Consider the following 17,674-nt stretch of genomic DNA (forward strand, 5'->3'; position numbering starts at 1 on the left):
TCGGCGATCGCGCCGTGCCTCGCCTCACCCCTTCTCGCGGGCAAAGGCGCGCAGGAACATCCCGGAATAGGCGATGGCGTCGGCTTCGCGACTGGCCTCGTCTCCTGTGCCAACGCCCCAGAGCCGTTTGTTCTGGCGGCTGGCGCACAGGCCCAGCAGCAGTTCGGCCATGCGCGGCGCGCTCTCTTCGCGCAATTCCCCGCTGGCGATGAAGCGCGCCAGGAATTGCGCGAGCGTCGTTTCGGTCAGGCGCACGGCGCGTTCGTAAAAGATGCGGCCGACCTCGGGAAAACGGCCGCTCTCGCCCGCCACCAGCCGCCAGGCCGCCACCGCATCGTCCGCGTCGAGCCGGCGCAGGAAACTGCGGCAGAAATCGAGCAGGCTGCGCTGCAAATCATCCGATCCGGTAAGCAGCTGGGATAGCTCGGCCCGGAACGATGACGTGACCTCTTCTATCACCGCGGCGAACAATTCCTCCTTGGATCGGAAGTAGGACCATAATGTCTGCTTCGATCCGCCGAGCGTATGGACCAGCGCCGACATCGAGGTGCCGGCATAGCCATTTTCGAGAAACGAGGCGCGGGCGGCCTGTACGATGGCGTCGCGGCGGTTCTGCTTGCTCTGTTCGCGCCGGCTTATTGTCGGCTTATCGGTATCGTTCATAGCTGTACCATAGAGTACGAATTTGCATTGACAATAGCATCGCGCTGAGGCAATCACGAATCGTACCACTAAGTACGGTTTTGATTCATGACAATTCAACTGCGCTCCATGCGGGGCAGCGGGCTGTCGCTTGTCGGCCTGTTGCTGCTGCCCGCTTGTGCCCCGATGCCGAAGCTCGGCCCGGCTCCGGCGATCGCGCCCGTTTCGCATTTCGCGGCGGAGCGGACGCTGGCATCCCCGGCCTCTCCGGCCGCGCGCCCTACCGCCGCGGCCGACTGGCCGGCGGGCGCCTGGTGGCAGGCCTATGGCGATGCCCAGCTTGACGCGCTGATCGCGGAAGCGCTTGCCGAAGCGCCGGATCTGGCCGCCGCGGCGGCCAGGCTGCGCGCAGCCGAAGCGGCGGCACAGGTTTCGGGTGCAGCGCGTTTGCCCACGCTCGACGCGGAGGGCAGCGCCGGCGTCGCCAAGCAGAGCTATCATAACGGCATTCCCGCCGATTTCGTGCCGCACGGCTGGAAGAATACGGGGCGCGTCGCCGCCGATTTCAATTTCGATCTGGACCTGTGGGGCGCGAACCGGGCCGCCTATCGGGCCGCGCTGTCCGATGCCGAAGTCGCCCGGCTGGAGCGGCAACAGGCGGCGCTGATACTCTCGACCAACATTGCGGACGCCTATGCCGATCTGGCGCGGCTGTTCGCGGAGCGGCAGGTGCAGCTTGCCGCGCTCGAGATCCGCAGCCAGACGGCGGCGCTCACCGCCGATCGCGTGACCACCGGCCTCGATACCCAGGCCGAGCTCAAGCAGGCGAGCTCCGCCGTCCCGGCCGCGCGCGCCGATCTCGCCGCGACTGACGAGCAGATCGGGCTGACGCGCAATCGCCTCGCCGCGCTGCTCGGCAAGGGGCCGGATCGCGGCCTGGCGATCGCGGCGCCGCGCGCCATCGTGCCTGCACGGGGCCTGCCCGCCGACGTCACCACCGACCTCATCGGCCGCCGGCCGGACGTGATCGCGGCGCGCATGCGGGTGGAGGCGGCGGCCAGCCGGATCAAGGTCGCCCGCGCCGCTTTCTATCCTGCGGTCAATCTCAGCGCGGCGATCGGCTTTCAATCGCTCGGCTTCGCCAATCTGCTGAAGGGCGGATCGGTCTTCGGCAATGCCGGTCCTGCGCTCAGCCTGCCGATCTTCCACGGCGGCGAGATCCAGGGGCGCTATCGCGGCGCGCGCGCTGATTATGACGAGGCGGTCGCCAATTATGACCGCGCTGTCGCCGACGCCTTCCACGAGGTCGCCGATGCGGTGGTCAGCCGCAACGCGCTGGCGACCCGGCTGGCGGAATCGCAGCAGGCGCTGGACGATGCCCAGGCGGCCTACGCCATCGCCCGCCAGCGCTACCAGGGCGGCCTCTCCACCTTCCTCGACGAGCTGACCGCGCAGGACCGCGCCCTCCAGGCGCTGCGCACCGTAACCGACCTCAAGGCCCGTGCCTTCACCCTCGACGTGGCGCTGGTGCGCGCGCTTGGCGGCGGCTTCGCCCCGCCGGCCGCGTCCGCTGCCGAACAGACCAGCAAGGATAGCGATCATGGCTGAAGCCGATCTCCCCACCGCCCCCAGCCGCTCCATCCCGCTGGAGGTCGCGCCCGAAGCCGTGCCGAAATCTGCACCCGCGATGGCCGATCGCCGCAAGAAGCTGCTCGCGGGCATCGCCGGTGCGGTGCTGCTGGCCGGCGTCGGTTATGGCGGCTGGTATGTCGCCATCGGCAGCCACCATGTCGAGACCGACAATGCCTATGTCGGCGCCGACACCGCCGAGGTGACGCCGATGGTGGCCGGGCAGGTCGCCGCCGTGCTGAAATCGGACACGGACAAGGTGAAGCGCGGTGACGTGCTGGTTCGGCTCGACGACAGCGATGCGCAGATCGCGCTGAGCCAGGCCGAGGCCGATCTCGCCAAGGCCCGCCGCCAGTTCGGCCAGACCAGCGCGACCAGCCAGGCCCTGCAGGCGCAGGTGCAGGCCCGCGCGGCCGAGATCACCCGTTCGCGCGCACAGCTCGCCGCCGCCCAGGCCGCCTACCAGAAAGCCCAGATCGATTTCGATCGGCGGCAGAAGCTGTCGGCCAATGGCGCCGTCTCCGGCGACGAGCTGACCAGCGCCACCAATGCGCTGGCGTCCGCGCGCGCCGCGCTGGAGCAGGCGAAGGTCGGCGTCGTCCAGGCCGAGGCGACCCGCAGCGCCGCCTTCGGCGATTTCGCGGCGAACAACGCTCTGATCGAAGGCAGCACCGTCACCACGAATCCCGACGTGCTCGCCGCCGAGGCGCGCGTGCGTCAGGCGCGCCTCGATCTGTCGCGCACCGTGATCCGCGCGCCGGTGGACGGCATCGTGACCAGCCGATCGGTCCAGGTCGGCCAGCGGATCGCGCCGGGCGCCACGGTGATGCGCGTGGTTCCGGTGGGTCAGCTCTATGTCGATGCGAACTTCAAGGAGGGCCAGCTTTCGGCGGTGCGCCCTGGCCAGCCGGTCACGCTCACCTCGGATCTCTATGGCGGCCGCGTGACTTATCATGGCCGCGTCGTCGGCTTCTCCGGCGGCACCGGCTCATCCTTCGCGCTGATCCCGGCGCAGAATGCGACCGGCAACTGGATCAAGGTGGTCCAGCGGCTGCCGGTGCGCGTGGCGCTCAATCCCGCGGAACTGGAAGCGCATCCGCTGCGCGTCGGCCTGTCGATGACGGCCGAGATCGACACCTCCAACTAGGCCGCCCGCATGACCCAGGACAAGGACGCGCTGCCGGCGCTGACCGGTGTCCCGTTGCTCCTGGCGGGCCTGGTGCTCGCGCTCGCCAATTTCATGGTCGTGCTGGACACCACCATCGCCAATGTCTCGCTGCCGCACATCGCCGGCTCGCTCGGCATCTCCTCGTCGCAGGGGACGTGGATCATCACCTCCTATGCGGTGGCCGAGGCGATCTGCGTGCCGCTGACCGGCTGGCTCGCCGGGCGGTTCGGGGCGGTACGCACCTTCATCGTCGGCATGATCGGCTTCGGCGTCTTTTCGGTGCTGTGCGGCCTTTCCGGCAGCCTCGCCATGATCGTGCTGTGCCGGGTCGGGCAGGGGCTGTGCGGCGGGCCGCTGATGCCGCTCAGCCAGACGCTGCTGCTGCGCATCTTCCCCAAGGAGCAGCAGGGCCAGGCGATGGGGATCTGGGCGATGACCACCGTCGTCGCGCCCGTGATCGGTCCCATCCTCGGCGGCACGCTGAGCGACAACTGGTCCTGGAACTGGATCTTCTTCATCAACGTGCCGGTCGTGGCGCTGTGTGCATTCGGCGCGCTACGGCTGCTGTCGCAGGCGGAGACGCCGACACAGCGGCTGACTGTCGACGGGATCGGCCTCGCGCTGATGGTGCTGTGGATCGGCGCGTTGCAGGTGATGCTCGATCTCGGCCGCGAGCATGACTGGTTCGGCGACGGCTTCATCGTCGCGCTCGCCGTGATTGCGGCGATCGGTTTCCTCGTCTTCCTGGCATGGGAGCTCACCGAAACGCAGCCGATCGTCGATCTCCGGGTGTTCCGCCATCGCGGCTTCAGCGTCGGCGTGGCGAGCCTGTCCTTCGCGTTCGGCGCCTTCTTCTCGACGATGGTGATCATCCCGCAATGGCTGCAGTCGAGCCTCGGCTACACCGCCACCTATTCGGGCTATGTGACGGCCTTCACCGGCGTGTCCGCGGTGGTGATGTCGCCGATCGTCGCCAAGCTGACCGAAAAGGTGGATCCGCGCCTGCTGGTGTGCCTCGGCATACTCTGGCTCGGCCTTGCGTCGCTGATGCGCGTGCACTGGACGAGCGGCGCGGATTTCTGGACGCTGGCGCTGCCGCAGCTGATGCAGGGATTCGGCCTGCCCTTCTTCATCGTGCCGACCACGATCATCGCGCTCGGCGCGGTGGAGCCGGAGGAAACCGCCTCCGCGGCCGGCGTGATGAACTTCGCGCGCACCATGGCGGGCGCGATCGGAACCTCGCTCTCGTCCACTTGGTGGTATGACAGTGCCCGCGTCGCCCGCAGCGAGATCGTCGGATCGCTGCATAGCGTGCCCACCCAGACGGCGCTGGAGGCGGGCGGCTTCTCGCTCGGCCAGGTGCGCAGCACCGTCGAGCGGCTGGTGGAGCAGGAGAGCATGGCGCTGGCCACCACCCATCTGTTCCTGGTGGCGGCGCTGATCTTCGCCGGTGCGGCGATGCTGATCTGGCTCTCGCCGCGGCCGACCCGGGAAGTGGATAGCAGCGCGGCGCATTGATCGGATCTCATCCGATCCGGGCGCGCAGCGCCTCCGGATCGGGGGCGGGGGCGCCGCGCTGGAAGAGCAGCAGGTCCAGCGGCGGCGGCTCCCGGCCGGTGAGGATCGAGCAGCAGCCATGCGCCTGGCCGCGATGATGCGTCTGATGGTTGAAGACATGCAGCAGGATATCGGCGACGCGCTGCTCATGCGGATCGCCGCGCGTCGTGCGATAGGCGAGGATATCCTCGAAATCGGCTTCGTCGCGGGCGGCAACATAAGCGATCAGCCGCGCATCCGCGGCGATCCGCGCCTGCGTGAGATCGGCCATGTCCGCGCACAGGACCGCATCCACCCGCTTCGGCGCCTCGCCCTCGCCGGTCAGGCGGCTGAGCCAGATCCGGTCCGCGGTCAGCAAATGGCTGAGCGTGCCGAAGAGGCTGCCGAAGAAGACGCCGACGGGGCGGCGCAGCGCCTCTTCCGGCAGGGCGAGCGCGGCTTCGTAGATCCTGGCATTGGCCCAGCGATTATAGCCGGCGAACTGTTCGAACAGGGGCTTGATCATGGCGCCAGCATAGGCTTTTGGAGGCCGACAAAGCGTGAGATAATCTCACCCGTCATATCGGATCGGAAGGCGTCGCGATGCTGCCGTCGGTCAAGGGATTGCAGGCGCTCGCCGCGCTCGATCGCGCTGCCAGCCTGTCGGCGGCGGCGGTTGCGCTCGGTGTCACCCGGTCGGCGCTGTCGCATCGCATCGCGGATCTGGAGCGGCAGCTGGGCGTCACCCTGGTCCGTCAGGCCGGGCGTAGCGCAGAGCTGACCGACGATGCGCGCGCTCTGCTGCTGGTGATGGGCGATGCGCTCGATCGCATCGAGGCGGCGGTGGAGCCGTTCCGCCGACGGCGCGGGGAGCTGCGCATCAGCACGGTCGCTACCTTCGCTTCGCTCTGGCTGATCCCGCGGCTGGCCGACTGGCAGCGCCGCCATCCCGCGATCGCGCTTGCCATCGCCACCTCCACCCGCCCGATCGATTTTGCCGCCGACGATTTCGATTGCGCGATCCGTCATGGGTTCGGCGGCTGGCCGGGCCTTTCCGAAACGCTGTTGTTCCGCGAGACGCTGCTTCCGGTTGCGCGGCCGGGGGTGCCGCCGCTTTCGCCGGCCAGCGTGGCGATCCGCGCCCGCTCGCGCTTCCGTGACTGGCATCGCTGGTGGCAGGGAGCGGGGCAGGCCGGCGTGCCGCCGGAGCGCGGCATCATCGTGGAAAATCGCGGCCAGGCGATGGAGGCCGTGCTGGCGGGCGCCGGCGTCGCGATGATGGACGCGGCCTATGCCGCGCCGCATCTCGCCGACGGCAGCCTCCGCGCGCTCGGCCCCACCGTGACGCTGCCCGAGGGCTATTATCTGGTCGCACCCGTTAGTGGCGCGCGCAACATAGGGGCGGTCGGTCTGCTCCGCGACTGGTTGGCGGAACAGGCAGCCTGATCAGTCGCGCTCGACGTTCGGCAGAAAGGCGGTGAGCAGGCCGATCGCCGGCAGGAAGGCGCAGAGCCGGTAGACCGTCTCGATGCTCGTCATGTCCGCGATCCAGCCGAGCAGCGCTGCGCCGAGCCCGCCCATGCCGAAGGAGAAGCCGAAGAACAGGCCGGAGATCATGCCGACCTTGCCGGGCACCAGTTCCTGCGCGAACACCACGATCGCCGGGAAGGCGGAGGCGAGGATCAGGCCGATCACGATGGTCAGCGGCGCCGTCCAGAACAGGCTGGCATGCGGCAGCAGAAGGGTGAAAGGCAGCGCGCCGAGGATCGAGAACCAGATCACATATTTGCGCCCGAACCGGTCGCCGAGCGGGCCGCCGGCGATCGTGCCGACCGCCACCGCCGCCAGGAAGACGAACAGGTGAAGCTGCGCATTCTGCACCGAAACGCCGAAGCGGTGGATCAGATAGAAAGTGAAGTAGCTCGTCAGGCTGGCGAGATAGACATATTTGGAGAAGATCAGCGCCAGCAGGATGGCGATGCCGCGCGCGGCGTGGCCGCGGGGCAGCGGTGTCGTTCCTCCGCTCCGCCGGCTCGCGTTCAGCCGGCCGAGACCGTGGTGGCGATACCAGAGCGCGACGTTCCACAGCACCGCGCCGGAAAGCAGCGCGAGCAGCGCGAAGAAGGCGAGGCTCGACTGGCCCCAGCGCACCACCACCAGCGCCGCGGCGAGCGGCCCCAGCGCCTGGCCGGCATTGCCGCCGACCTGGAACAGGGACTGGGCGAGACCGTGCCGCCCGCCCGCCGCCATGCGCGCGACGCGCGAGGATTCGGGATGGAAGACCGAGGAGCCCATGCCGAGCAGCGATGCGCCGACCAGCAGCAGCCAATAGCTGTGCGCGGCGGACAGCACGGTGAGCCCGGCGAGCGAGAAGAGCGTGCCGCCCGGCAGCGCCATCGGCGTCGGCCGCCGGTCCGCATAGAGGCCGACCAGCGGCTGCAGGATCGACGCGGTGATCTGGTAGACGAAGGTGATGAGGCCGATCTGGCCGAAGCTGAGCCCGAGATCCGATTTGAGCCCCGGATAGATGGCCGGCAACAGCGACTGCATCATGTCGTTGAGCATGTGGCAGAAGCTGATCGCGAGGATCACGCCGAACACGGTGCCGCCTGCGGCTTCTGCCGTATCGTTGCGCGCTATCGTCTTGCTCATCGTCATTCCTCTCGCAAGCAGCCGATAGTCGCTTTCTTCCTGTCCCGCATCGGAATATGGGTCATTCGATTTCGAGAATGGGACAGCGATGCCGGCGCGTTATCCGGACGATCACGAGCATGTGCCGCGCCCGGTGGTGGGCGTCGGCAACGAATATCCGCCGTCCTTCGAGTTGGCTGAGCATCGCCACCAGCGCGGCCAGTTCCTCTATGCGGCGCGCGGCGTGGTGGCGGTCAGCACGCCGGAAGGCGCCTGGGTGGCGCCGCCCGAGCGCGGCGTATGGATACCGGGCGGCACGCCCCATTCCGTCCGCATGGTGGGTGCGGTGCAGACGCGCAGCGTGCTGATCGATCCAGCGGCGTCGGGCGCGCTCGGCCCTGCCTGCCGGGTGGTCGGCATCTCGCCGCTGCTGCGCCAGCTGCTCGTCGCGGCATCCGAGGTGCCGGTGGAATATGAGGAAGCGGGGCGCGACGGGCTGGTGATGCAATTGCTCGTCGCCGAGATCGAGCGGGCGCCGCTGATCCCGCTCGCGGTGCCCTTCCCGGCGAGCCCGGCGCTGGTTGCGCGCTGCCACGCCTTTCTGGAGGAGCCGCGCGCGAACGACACGATCGACGCATGGGCCGATGCGCTGGCGATGAACCGGCGCCGCTTCACCCGCCTGTTCCGGCGGGAGACGGGAATGAGCTTCGCCGAATGGCGGCAGCAGGCCTGCCTCTCGGTGGCGCTGCCGCGGCTGGCGGCGGGCGATCCGGTCACCGCGATCGCGCTCGATCTCGGCTATGACAGCCCGGCCAGCTTCTCCACCATGTTCCGCCGCGTGCTGGGCGTGCCGCCGAGCCGCTACCGGCTCTGAGAAGCTGGTCTGATTGAGGTTGCGGGTGGAACGGGAGACTTACCTCCTTGCGGAGTCTCGACAGCTTGTGTCGAGAGGCTCGCGGTCAGATACCGCACCGCTACCGGTGGAATGTCTCTGGACGCACTCTGGGGAGCAGTGATGACAACATGCTGTGTAATGTAGGTGCAGGCCACGCGATCCGCCGCACTGCTGCCGCTAGTAGCGGTGATTTCGCATGTCGTAACGTGTCCGGTCGCGCCAAATATAATTTTAGCTTTAACAGGGGATCGGTAGCTTCGAGGAATAGATGATACTTGTAATTCTATATCGATGGAAGTTGTAGGCTGGTGATCGTTTATGCCCCAGCTAATCGCCGATCGATACTCTCCTTCGACTGGAGAGCCGGATGCATTCTTCGCAGGTTCGAATTGAGCTCGCTTTTTAAGTAGAGAACACGTTGTCATGTCGAGTATAGTCGAGCCACTACTCTCTGTAACATCGCAGGAAGTCACCCGTCCTTCAGTCGACACACGCAGAAATATGGTTGCGATGCCGTAGTCTTTCCCAGGCGAAGCCTCTGCTGGGTAATCCCAGGCCGTGATCGGCGCTTGAGGGTTACGCAGCCGGGGCGGTTGACTGAGGTCGGTCGCCGTAGGTCCTTGCGCAACCTCCAGCGCCGCAATCATCAACATGCTGAACATCGCAGGGCCCCTATCACAGCGGGCTCACGATGACGCGGGCGGTCAATGAACGCAAGCCGTCCGGCCGCCCATGCGGGATGCTGCTGGGAGCTTGGGTGGGGTATGAGCGGAACCGGCTAAGGTTTCAGCGATGCGCAGAATCGTCGGAGAGCCGGTGGAGGGTGGTGTCGCGCAATGCGCCTCTGGCGCATTCTCAAACAGGCTCAGAACGAGCCGTCCCGGCAGGGCGGCGGAGTCAGTCCGGCTGCCGGGCCATCGGCTCCAGCGCGACCAGCTTGAAATCCGGCCGATCCGCGGCGAGCAGCGTGTGCTGGCGGAAGCAGAGCCGCCCATCCTCGGGATGATCGAAGCGCCGCCGTCCGCCCTCGCGCTCGGCGACCGATTGCGCATCCCAGGCGCGGCGGAACGGCTCGCTTTCACCGGTGAGCCAGGTGACGATCGCGCGGGCGCGCGGATCGGCGAGATTGCGGCCATAATCGGTGCGGAACTCGGCGAGGATGCGGCTGGCCCGCGCCTCCCAGTCTGGCAGCAGCTGCCGTGCGGCGGCATCGGTGAAGACGTAGCGCAGCAGGTTGCGATGCCCCTCCGCGCGATCGAGCAGGCCGACGAGCAGCCGCGCTGCGGCCGCGTTCCAGCAGCAGATGTTCCAGGCGGGATCGAGCCCGTAGGCGGGGTGGGGCAGGGCCTCGACCAGCACGCGGATCGAAGCGGGCGCATCGCTGCCGCCGCCTGCGAAGGGATTGTCCGGATCGTGCCGCCCGGCAAGCTCGAACAGATAGAGGCGTTCGGCCCGCGTCAGGCGCAGCGCCGCGGCGAGCCGGGCCAGCGCCTCGGAGGAGGCGCGCACGGTGCGGCCCTGCTCGATCCAGCTCAGCCAGGTGACGCTGATCCCGGCCCGATCGGCCAGCTCCTCTCGGCGCAGGCCCGGCGTCCGGCGGCGCCGTCCGGGCTCCTCGGGCCGCAGCCCCTCCCGCCGGGCGCGCACGAAGGCGCCGAGCAGCATGCGTTGTTCGTCCGTCTGCATGGCACAGCTTATACCAGGATAAACGCGCATATTGTAACAGGGTGAAGCCAGGCGCATCACGATGGCGGATAAGGAGCCGACCATGACCCAGACCCATGATATGATCGTCCGCCGCCAGTTCGGCGAGCAGGCCGCCGCCTATGTCGAGAGCAGCGTGCATGCCGGCGGCGAGGATCTCGACTGGATCGAGCAGGTCGCGGCACGGGCGCGGCCCGCCCATGCGCTCGATCTCGGCACGGGCGGTGGCCATGTCGCCTATCGCCTCGCCCGGCAGGCGGGGCGGGTGACGGCCTCCGACCTGGCCGGGGAGATGGTCGCCGCGGTGCTGGCGACGGCAGAAGGCAAGGGGCTCGCCAATGTGGCGGGCGAGATCGCGCCGGCCGAAGCGCTGCCGTTCGCGGACGCCGCCTTCGATCTGCTCGCCTGCCGTTTCTCGGCGCATCACTGGCGCGATTTCGAGGCGGGGCTGCGTGAGGCGCGGCGCGTGCTGGCGTCGGGCGCTCCGGCGCTGTTCGTCGACGTCGTCGCGCCGGAGCGGCCGAGCCTCGACATGCATCTCCAGGCGGTCGAGCTGCTGCGCGATCCCTCGCATGTGCGCGACTATCGGGTGAGCGAGTGGATCGCAGCGCTGGGCCGGGCGGGTTTTGAGATCCGCGATCTGCGCAGCTTGCGGTTGCGCATGGATTTCCCCAGCTGGACGGCACGGATGCGGACCAGCGAACTGCACGTCGCGGCGATCCGTTCGCTCCAGTCGCTAGCCTCGGCCGACGTGGCGGGGCATTTCGCGCTGGAAGCGGACGGCTCCTTCACCATCGACACGGTGGCGATCGAGGCGATCTGACCGCCGTTGAGATCGGCCTATCCGATGGTGATGCTGTCGACGCGGTCCGGATAGAAAGCGAGATGGTCCTTTATCTCCGCGACGGCGGGGAAGGGATGCTCGTAGCTCCAGACCGCGTCGCTGCGGCGTTCGCCGTCGATCGCGATGCTGAAATAGGAACAGTCGCCCTTATAGGGGCAATAGGTGCGGTGGGTGCTCGGTTCGAGCAACGTCATGTCGACGTCGCTGCGCGGGATGTAGAGCACCGCGGGATAGTGTGATTCCTTCAGCGTCAGCGCGCTGCGGCTGTCGGCGACGATGCGATCGCCGACGCGGATCACGACATGCGTGTCACCGGGCGTGACGGTGATGGGGTGATCGGGGCCGGGAACCAGCCGAGGCCTGCTGCTCATCATGCTCTCCCCAATGGGACGGGTGATGGCAGAAATGGGTATGTGGCGGGTGCGCTGCAAGCGCCGCGCAGCCGGTCAGCCAGCGCGAGCGGCCTTCAGCAGGGCGGTGAGGTCCGCGCCGTCGAGCGTCTCCTTGCTCTCCAGCCCTGCGAGAGGGAAGGGGCCGCCGGAGAAGCTGGCCGCGGCACGGGCCGCATCGTCGAGCGGCTCGATCTCGGTCAGGGCGGCGGCGAGCGACATCGCCTCGGGCAGGTGATGCGGCCCGATCGTCAGATATCCGCGAATGGCGTGATGGTCGGTCATGCGGGCTCCGCCGTCGCTGCTGCGATCATCCGGCGATCGCAACGCTGTTGATCGTGAGGGAGGTGTCGCCGGATTCGACCGGCGGGCTGATCGTCAGGCTCAGCTGCTGATAGGCGCAGTCGTCGGTCGGTATGGTGAAATCGAAGTTGACCAGCGTCGCGCCCGGTGCAGGTGTCATGATCGGCATGCCGAGCCGCTGTTTGCGCGCGGGCAGGCACACCAGCTTCCATTGTAGCGTATCGAGCTGATCCTTCCGGCCCGAAACATTTATCGCCAGACGGTGGGCACCTGGCGCCAGGTGCATCGTCTGATACAGGAAATTCGCGATCAGATCATAATTGCCGTCGAGGATTACCGTCCCCTTCGGGCCGAAATGCGGCATGCTCGCCTGATCTGTCTTGAAATTCCATTCGAACGGCATCTGATCGGCATTCGGGCCGGCGATCTGGCTGGCGAGCACCGCAGCGGCGGTGAAATGGGGGTCGTACGGCCAGCCCGTCGCGTGACCCTTGAGACTGGTCTGCCACACGCGATAAGCGCGATCATAGTCACGCGCGCGCATCAGCCCGTCGAGATAATACCACAGCTCGTGCCGGGACGGAGGGGTCGTCGTTTTCTGCAGCGCGTTGACGATGGCTTCCATGCCGGACGCCTCGGGGGCGGACAACGGCGTCGCGCCGATCTGGAACAGCGCCTGCCGCCAGTTGGGCTGGGTTTCGAGCGTGTCGAGGATCGCGTGCAGCCCGTCCGGATCGTTCGCTAGCTGGCGCAGGATCGCCAGCACCTGATCGGTGCCCTGATCACGCCGCATCAGCGCATCGGCCCGTTGCATCGCGGCCGGATAATTGGCCGCCTGGAGCGCGGCTATCATCAGCCAATATTGGGTCGGGGTATCGCGCCAGCCGAGCTGGCCGGCCAGCATCATGCCTGGCCCGACGATGCCGTCGTTGGGATTGCGACCGGCATGGGCAAGGGCAAGGGTCCGCAGCGCCTTGACGTTCAACAGCGTGCGGTCGAGCGAGCGGGCGGCGTAGAAATTGGCCGCATCATATTGCTGCGCCTTCAGCGCGTCCTCGGCGGCCCCCGCATTGGCCGCAGCGCCCCAGGGCATGAAGCCCACCGCGGCTTCGGGATCGTCGTCGCTGAGCTTCTGGAAACCGAGGTTGACGCTGACGGCCAGGGCGGCGAGCGCGATGCCCACAACGCCCAGGCCGATCCGTGGAATGAGGCCGGATGCCATGGGTCTGCCGCCCTGCCGCCTGTCTGGACTGCCGCCTCAGCTCGCCTTGCTCGGCTGATTTCCGTAGCTGTAGCTGTAGCTGTAGCCATAACCGTAGCCATAGCCGTAGCCGCTCGCCTCGGCATCGAACTTGGTCAGCAGGATACCCAGCAGTGGCGCATGGCTCGCGGCCAGGCGGCGCAGCGCGATCTTGGTGGCACCGCGATGGCCGACGTTGGAGTCGATCACGAACACCACGCCTTCTGCCATCGACGAGATCTGCAGCGAGTCCGCGAAACCCATGACCGGCGGGGAGTCGACGATCAGGATGTCGTAATGCTCGAGCGCGCTCTGGAAGAAGCGCTGCAGTGCGTAGTTCGTAAGCAGATCCGTCGGGTTCGGCGGCAGCGGGCCGGACGACAGGAAGTCCATGTTCGAATTGTCGGACTTCTGGACGACCGTCTCAAGCGGGTTCTGGTTGGTCAGCACGCTGACGAAGCCGCCATTGTTCTTGAACGGAAGCTGGCGGTGCAGCGAGGGCAGGCGAAGGTCGGCGTCGACCAGCAGCACTTTCTTGCCGATGCGCGCGAGATTCTGCGCAGTGGCGATCGCGGAGGTGGATTTACCTTCCGAAGGCCGGCTGGAGGTGAAGGTGAGCACCCGCGGCAAGCCCTCCGGCGTGGAGAATTCGAGCGCGGTTCGCAGCGAATAATAAGCTTCCGAGAGGCCCGAGCGCGGATCGTTGATCTCGTCGATCGCCGACTGGCCGCCCTTGAGCACCGGGATGGTGCCGAGCACCGGCACCCCCAGCTTGCGGCGGACGTCCTCCGGCGTGCGGATCGCATCGTCCAGCATCTCGCGGCCGATCACGAACAGACCCGCCAGGGCGACACCGACGAGCAGCGCCACCGCGATGTTGACCAGCGGCTTCGGCTGGATGGGCGATTTCGGCACGTCCGCACGGTCGATGACCGAGAGATTGTTGCTCTCGATGCCGGCAACCGCGCTCAGTTCCTTGAAGCGCTGCAGCAGGCCGTCATACAGGGTGCGGTTGGTATCCACCTCGCGCCGCAGGATGTTGAGCTGGATTTCCTTGCCCTGCTCCTTCAGCGCATCGCCGCGTGCGTTGGAGACCGAGTCCACGAAGGAGTTTTCCTGCTTCAGCGCGACCTGATACGTCTGGTAGAAGCCGTTCTTGATGTCGGTGGCCATGCGCGTCATCTGCGCGTCGATCTCGGCGATCTGCGCGTTGAGCTGCACGATGGTCGGATGGTCGGACTTGTAGCGCTGCTTCTGCTCCTGGAGCTGGGCGCGCAGGTCGGCCTTCTTCTGCAGCATGGACTGGATGGCGGCGTTGGACATGACGTCCGGAATGTCCATCAGCGGCATCTTCTGGATCGCCTGCCAGCGCTGTTCCGCCTTGATGCGCTCGGTGCGCGCATCGCCATAGGCCGAGTTGAGCTGCATCAGCGTGTTGGTCGTCAGCGAGCCGCTGGCGGTCGTGTCCGTGCCGTTCGTGGCGCTGCCGCCGCCGGCGCTCATGATCAGGCCGTTGTCGCGCGCATAGTTGATCGCGTTGCGCTCGGAATCCTCAAGGCGCTGGCGGGTGGTCACCAGCTGCTGCGCTAGAAAGGAGCGGGCATAGGCCGAGCTGTCGAACTTACGCTCGAGATTGTTGGCGATATAGGCGTCGGCATAGCCGTTCGCGATCGTGGCCGACAGCTTCGGATCCGGGGAGTCGAAGCTGAGCGTCGCGGCGCGGCTGTTGCCGGGCAGATCGACCGACATGTGCGCGCGCAGCTGACCGACTACCGCATCGCGCAGCGTCTGCTGGCCCTGCGGCGACTTCGGATCGGCGCTGATGCCGGATCCGCCCATCTGCACCAGGAAGCTGTTGTTGAAGAGCTTCAGCCGCTCGGCCACCCGCTCGGAGAGCGAGCGGCTGTTGAGGATGGCAAGTTGGGTCTGCAGAAAGCGGGAGGAATCGGCGATGGGGGTCGCACTCTCGATCGACTGGGTGTCGACGATGTTGGCCGATTGCTGTTCGATCTGGACGACCGAGGAGCCGCGGTAGATGCGCGTCGAAAGCAGCGTCTTAACGATGCCGAGCAGCAGACACACCGCAATGATGGCAGCGATTGGCACCGCATTGCGGCGCAGCGTGCCGAGGATCAGCGGAACGTTGATGCTGAAGCCGCCCTCGTCGGCATCGCCATCACCCCCCGCATCGACATAGCCGGACCTGCCGGCATAGCTCCGCGTCCCGTTCCAGGGGCGGTCTTCACCCGTCGCGTTCACACTCGTGTCGGTCATATACCCACCTGACTGAATACCGATTGCATCGCCGCCATCAGAACCGCGTGAAGACGCCGATGATCGGCGCCGCCTGCAGGAAGTCGCGCCATGCCGACTTGATGTTCGAATAGCCTAGAACCACCGTGTCGTCGGACATGATCAGCGGATCGGGCGCCTCGCCGCGGCGGATCGCCGCCACGTCGAACAGTGCGCCCATGCGCTGGCCCTCGACTTCGCGGAAGATCACCACCTGACTCAGCTTCGCAGTCCGCGTCGGACCGGCTGCGAGGGCGATCGCCTCAAGCAGCGTCGTCTGGCCGCTGCGAATGTCGTAGACACCAGGATTGGTGACCGAGCCTTCGACGATGACCTTCGGCGCCGACGGCGTGACGACGTTCACCGTCACATTGGGCGAAACGAGATAGCGGCTGGCCAGGCGGCGCGTGATGTCCTGCGCAAGCTCGGGGCCGGTCTTGTTCAGTGCGGACACCTGGCCGATCAGCGGCATGGCGACATAGCCGCCGCTGTCCACGCGAAGATTGTTCGTCGACAGGTCCGGTTCCTGGAAGACGTTCACGGACAAGGTGTCGCCGCGGGTGATGCGATATTCTTCCTTGCCCGGAGGCGCCGGTATGGCCGACTTGAAAGTGGCCTCGCCATGCGGAAGCTTAATCGGGGCCTGGCAAGCCGAAAGGACAACGAAACCGAGGGCCGCGAGCTTTCTAGTCATTACGTCCTCATTCCAGATGCGATGTTCGGGTAAAACCCCCCGCCGCCGCACTTCGCACTAGCAGCATGAGGTCATAGCATGATTGTCGCGCTGCGCAATCGGCTTGTCCGGCCGTTATGATTACCGCAACTTGGCGACTTTATGAGGGATTTGTTGCCTCAGATTCATATTGTCCCCCAGCATCATTCGGTTGCGGTTCGCTATCTTTTGCGTCCCGCGCAGCGATCACCACCTGTGCGCACAAAAAGGCGAAGACGGTCTCGAGCGCAAGTGTGCGCAAGGGATAGTCGACGATAGAGTGCAGCATCAGCAGCAGAATGCCGTAAATCCCCATTATCGCAAGTGTCCGGCGTATCGGATCAAGCCCCGATGCGCGCATCCGTGCTGCAGCGTAGATGAGATATGCGACGAACATCAGGATCACGATCGGGCCGACAATTCCTGTTTCGACCAAGATCTGCAAGTAATCATTATGTGCGTCGTTCACATAGGCGGTGCTGACGATCGAGAGCTGCTCCACCGTCTTGAATGCGGGATCGAACGCGCCCATGCCGGCGCCCAGCGGGAAGAAGGCCTTCACCGCATAAACGACGTCCGGCCAGAATTCATAGCGCGCGTCGTGGGACGACTGATAGCGATCCAGCAGCGTCTGCACGCCCTGGGTGAAGAACAGCAAGGTAACGAAGGCGACGATCGCCAGCACGACGAGCAAGGTGGGCAGCGGCCGCGCCCGCGTGCGCAACTTGGTGTACCAGGAGACGGTGAGGCCGATGGCAAGAACGAGCAGCGCCGAGGCGGTGCGCGAGGCCGTCGCCAGCGTGCCGACCGCGCAGATGGCGAGCGTGCACCATAGGGCGATACGCACGAATGCGGCTCGGTCCGGCCCGCGATCCCGGCGCGTGCGCCGGCGCGACGAAGAGGCGCGGGAGCCATGTTCCTCGGCCTGGAGCTGGTCCGCGGCCGCGGCCTTTGCGGCGGTGCTCTTGTTGAAGCCCGAAGAGATCGCCGCCGTCGCCAGGAACGCCATCACCAGAAAGGTGCCTTGATGGTTTCGGTTCGCGAAGAAGCCGGTCGCTAGGCCCTGATGGGACGTAAGGTAGAGATAGGCGGTGCCGTTCGGACCCATGGCGAGCTGCACCGCGCCGAGCGCGATGCTGACCAGCGCTATGCCGATCGTCAGCAGCATCAGGATATGCGTCTCGCGCACGTCCAGGCGCAGCGCGGCAACGAACATGGCGATGCCCGGCAGCAGCGACAGCGCGCTACGCAGCGTCATGTCGGGATCCAGCGAGAGTGGCCGGAAGCCGCCGGCGTCGCCGAGCAGCTTGGCGATCTGAGCGGTCACGCCGCGGCCCGGCAGGCCCGTCCACAGCGCGGGCGGCAGCGGCACGAGTTGGATCAGCGGCACCAGCAGGATCAGGCCGAGCACCGCGAAGGCGAGCAGCACCGGCCGGGTCACGCGGCTCCAGCGCATCCGCGAGAGCTCGATCATCAGCACGGCGATCGCTACCAGCTCGACGAGCAGCTCGGTCGCGGGCGATTCCGCGCCACCGCCGCCGAAAATCAGGGCGACCACCAGCAGGACGGCGGACGGGACGAGAGACCAATAGTCGATCGAATCGCGGCGCGGCGGCGCGCGATGACGGCGGCTGTCCTGCCCGTGCGAAGCGAACGCGGTACGCAACCTCAGCATATGCGATGCCTAAT

The 17,674-nt window shown here is 66.7% G+C and carries 17 protein-coding genes; 6 read left to right on the forward strand and 11 right to left on the reverse strand.

Annotated features, from left to right (window positions below; all coding sequences use genetic code 11):
• Nucleotides 1-24: 24 nt before the first annotated feature.
• Entirely contained in the window at nt 25-663 is a 639-nt protein-coding gene (locus GQY20_RS04655; RefSeq protein ID WP_157215827.1) for a TetR/AcrR family transcriptional regulator, read from the reverse strand.
• A gap of 87 nt (nt 664-750) precedes the next feature.
• Between GQY20_RS04655 and GQY20_RS04660 the strand changes: the two genes are divergently transcribed.
• From GQY20_RS04660 to GQY20_RS04670, 3 genes are read left to right on the forward strand one after another with little or no spacing between them, the layout of a single operon-like run.
• Nucleotides 751-2,250, forward strand: a complete 1,500-nt coding sequence (locus GQY20_RS04660; RefSeq protein ID WP_157215828.1) for an efflux transporter outer membrane subunit — start codon at nt 751-753, stop codon at nt 2,248-2,250.
• Complete coding sequence (locus GQY20_RS04665) at nt 2,243-3,418, forward strand: HlyD family secretion protein (RefSeq protein ID WP_157215829.1); 1,176 nt, start codon at nt 2,243-2,245, stop codon at nt 3,416-3,418. Before GQY20_RS04660 ends, GQY20_RS04665 begins: the two co-directional genes overlap by 8 nt.
• Nucleotides 3,419-3,427: 9 nt before the next feature.
• Nucleotides 3,428-4,957: a DHA2 family efflux MFS transporter permease subunit gene (locus tag GQY20_RS04670; RefSeq protein WP_157215830.1), complete on the forward strand. Its 1,530-nt coding sequence runs from the start codon at nt 3,428-3,430 to the stop codon at nt 4,955-4,957.
• A 7-nt stretch (nt 4,958-4,964) separates the two neighbouring features.
• On the opposite strand, the gene GQY20_RS04675 is transcribed toward GQY20_RS04670, so the two are convergent.
• Nucleotides 4,965-5,501: a DinB family protein gene (locus GQY20_RS04675; protein ID WP_157215831.1), complete on the reverse strand. Its 537-nt coding sequence runs from the start codon at nt 5,499-5,501 to the stop codon at nt 4,965-4,967.
• A 77-nt stretch (nt 5,502-5,578) separates the two neighbouring features.
• On the opposite strand from GQY20_RS04675, the gene GQY20_RS04680 reads away from it, so the two are divergent.
• Nucleotides 5,579-6,421, forward strand: a complete 843-nt coding sequence (locus GQY20_RS04680) for a LysR substrate-binding domain-containing protein (RefSeq protein WP_157215832.1) — start codon at nt 5,579-5,581, stop codon at nt 6,419-6,421.
• On the opposite strand, the gene GQY20_RS04685 is transcribed toward GQY20_RS04680, so the two are convergent.
• On the reverse strand, nt 6,422-7,627 hold the full coding sequence (locus tag GQY20_RS04685) for an MFS transporter (RefSeq protein ID WP_157215833.1): 1,206 nt from the start codon (nt 7,625-7,627) through the stop codon (nt 6,422-6,424).
• A gap of 88 nt (nt 7,628-7,715) precedes the next feature.
• Between GQY20_RS04685 and GQY20_RS04690 the strand changes: the two genes are divergently transcribed.
• On the forward strand, nt 7,716-8,480 hold the full coding sequence (locus tag GQY20_RS04690) for an AraC family transcriptional regulator (protein WP_157215834.1): 765 nt from the start codon (nt 7,716-7,718) through the stop codon (nt 8,478-8,480).
• Here GQY20_RS04690 and GQY20_RS32995 read toward each other — a convergent pair.
• Nucleotides 8,468-9,163: a TonB family protein gene (locus tag GQY20_RS32995; protein WP_157215835.1), complete on the reverse strand. Its 696-nt coding sequence runs from the start codon at nt 9,161-9,163 to the stop codon at nt 8,468-8,470. The two genes, GQY20_RS04690 and GQY20_RS32995, sit on opposite strands and share 13 nt — an antisense overlap.
• A gap of 235 nt (nt 9,164-9,398) precedes the next feature.
• Nucleotides 9,399-10,187 (reverse strand): MmyB family transcriptional regulator, encoded by a 789-nt coding sequence (locus GQY20_RS04700; protein WP_157215836.1) that lies wholly within the window; start codon nt 10,185-10,187, stop codon nt 9,399-9,401.
• A gap of 82 nt (nt 10,188-10,269) precedes the next feature.
• Here GQY20_RS04700 and GQY20_RS04705 point away from each other — a divergent pair, with 82 nt between their 5' ends.
• Nucleotides 10,270-11,028, forward strand: a complete 759-nt coding sequence (locus GQY20_RS04705) for a class I SAM-dependent methyltransferase (RefSeq protein ID WP_157215837.1) — start codon at nt 10,270-10,272, stop codon at nt 11,026-11,028.
• A 17-nt stretch (nt 11,029-11,045) separates the two neighbouring features.
• Here the strand turns inward: GQY20_RS04705 and GQY20_RS04710 are convergent, their stop codons facing one another.
• From GQY20_RS04710 to GQY20_RS04735, 6 genes are all read right to left on the reverse strand, one after another.
• Nucleotides 11,046-11,420, reverse strand: coding sequence for a DUF427 domain-containing protein (locus GQY20_RS04710; protein ID WP_157215838.1), 375 nt, complete (start codon nt 11,418-11,420; stop codon nt 11,046-11,048).
• A 75-nt stretch (nt 11,421-11,495) separates the two neighbouring features.
• Nucleotides 11,496-11,723 (reverse strand): hypothetical protein, encoded by a 228-nt coding sequence (locus GQY20_RS04715; RefSeq protein ID WP_157215839.1) that lies wholly within the window; start codon nt 11,721-11,723, stop codon nt 11,496-11,498.
• Nucleotides 11,724-11,748: 25 nt separating this feature from the next.
• Nucleotides 11,749-12,963, reverse strand: a complete 1,215-nt coding sequence (locus GQY20_RS04720; RefSeq protein WP_157215840.1) for a hypothetical protein — start codon at nt 12,961-12,963, stop codon at nt 11,749-11,751.
• Between the two features lie 36 nt (nt 12,964-12,999).
• Entirely contained in the window at nt 13,000-15,255 is a 2,256-nt protein-coding gene (locus GQY20_RS04725; RefSeq protein WP_157215841.1) for a GumC family protein, read from the reverse strand.
• A 37-nt stretch (nt 15,256-15,292) separates the two neighbouring features.
• Entirely contained in the window at nt 15,293-15,967 is a 675-nt protein-coding gene (locus GQY20_RS04730) for a polysaccharide biosynthesis/export family protein (RefSeq protein WP_157215842.1), read from the reverse strand.
• 139 nt (nt 15,968-16,106) lie between these two features.
• On the reverse strand, nt 16,107-17,660 hold the full coding sequence (locus GQY20_RS04735) for an O-antigen ligase family protein (protein ID WP_157215843.1): 1,554 nt from the start codon (nt 17,658-17,660) through the stop codon (nt 16,107-16,109).
• Nucleotides 17,661-17,674: the final 14 nt, after the last annotated feature.

It is taken from the genome of Flavisphingomonas formosensis (assembly GCF_009755815.1).
GTDB lineage: Bacteria > Pseudomonadota > Alphaproteobacteria > Sphingomonadales > Sphingomonadaceae > Flavisphingomonas > Flavisphingomonas formosensis.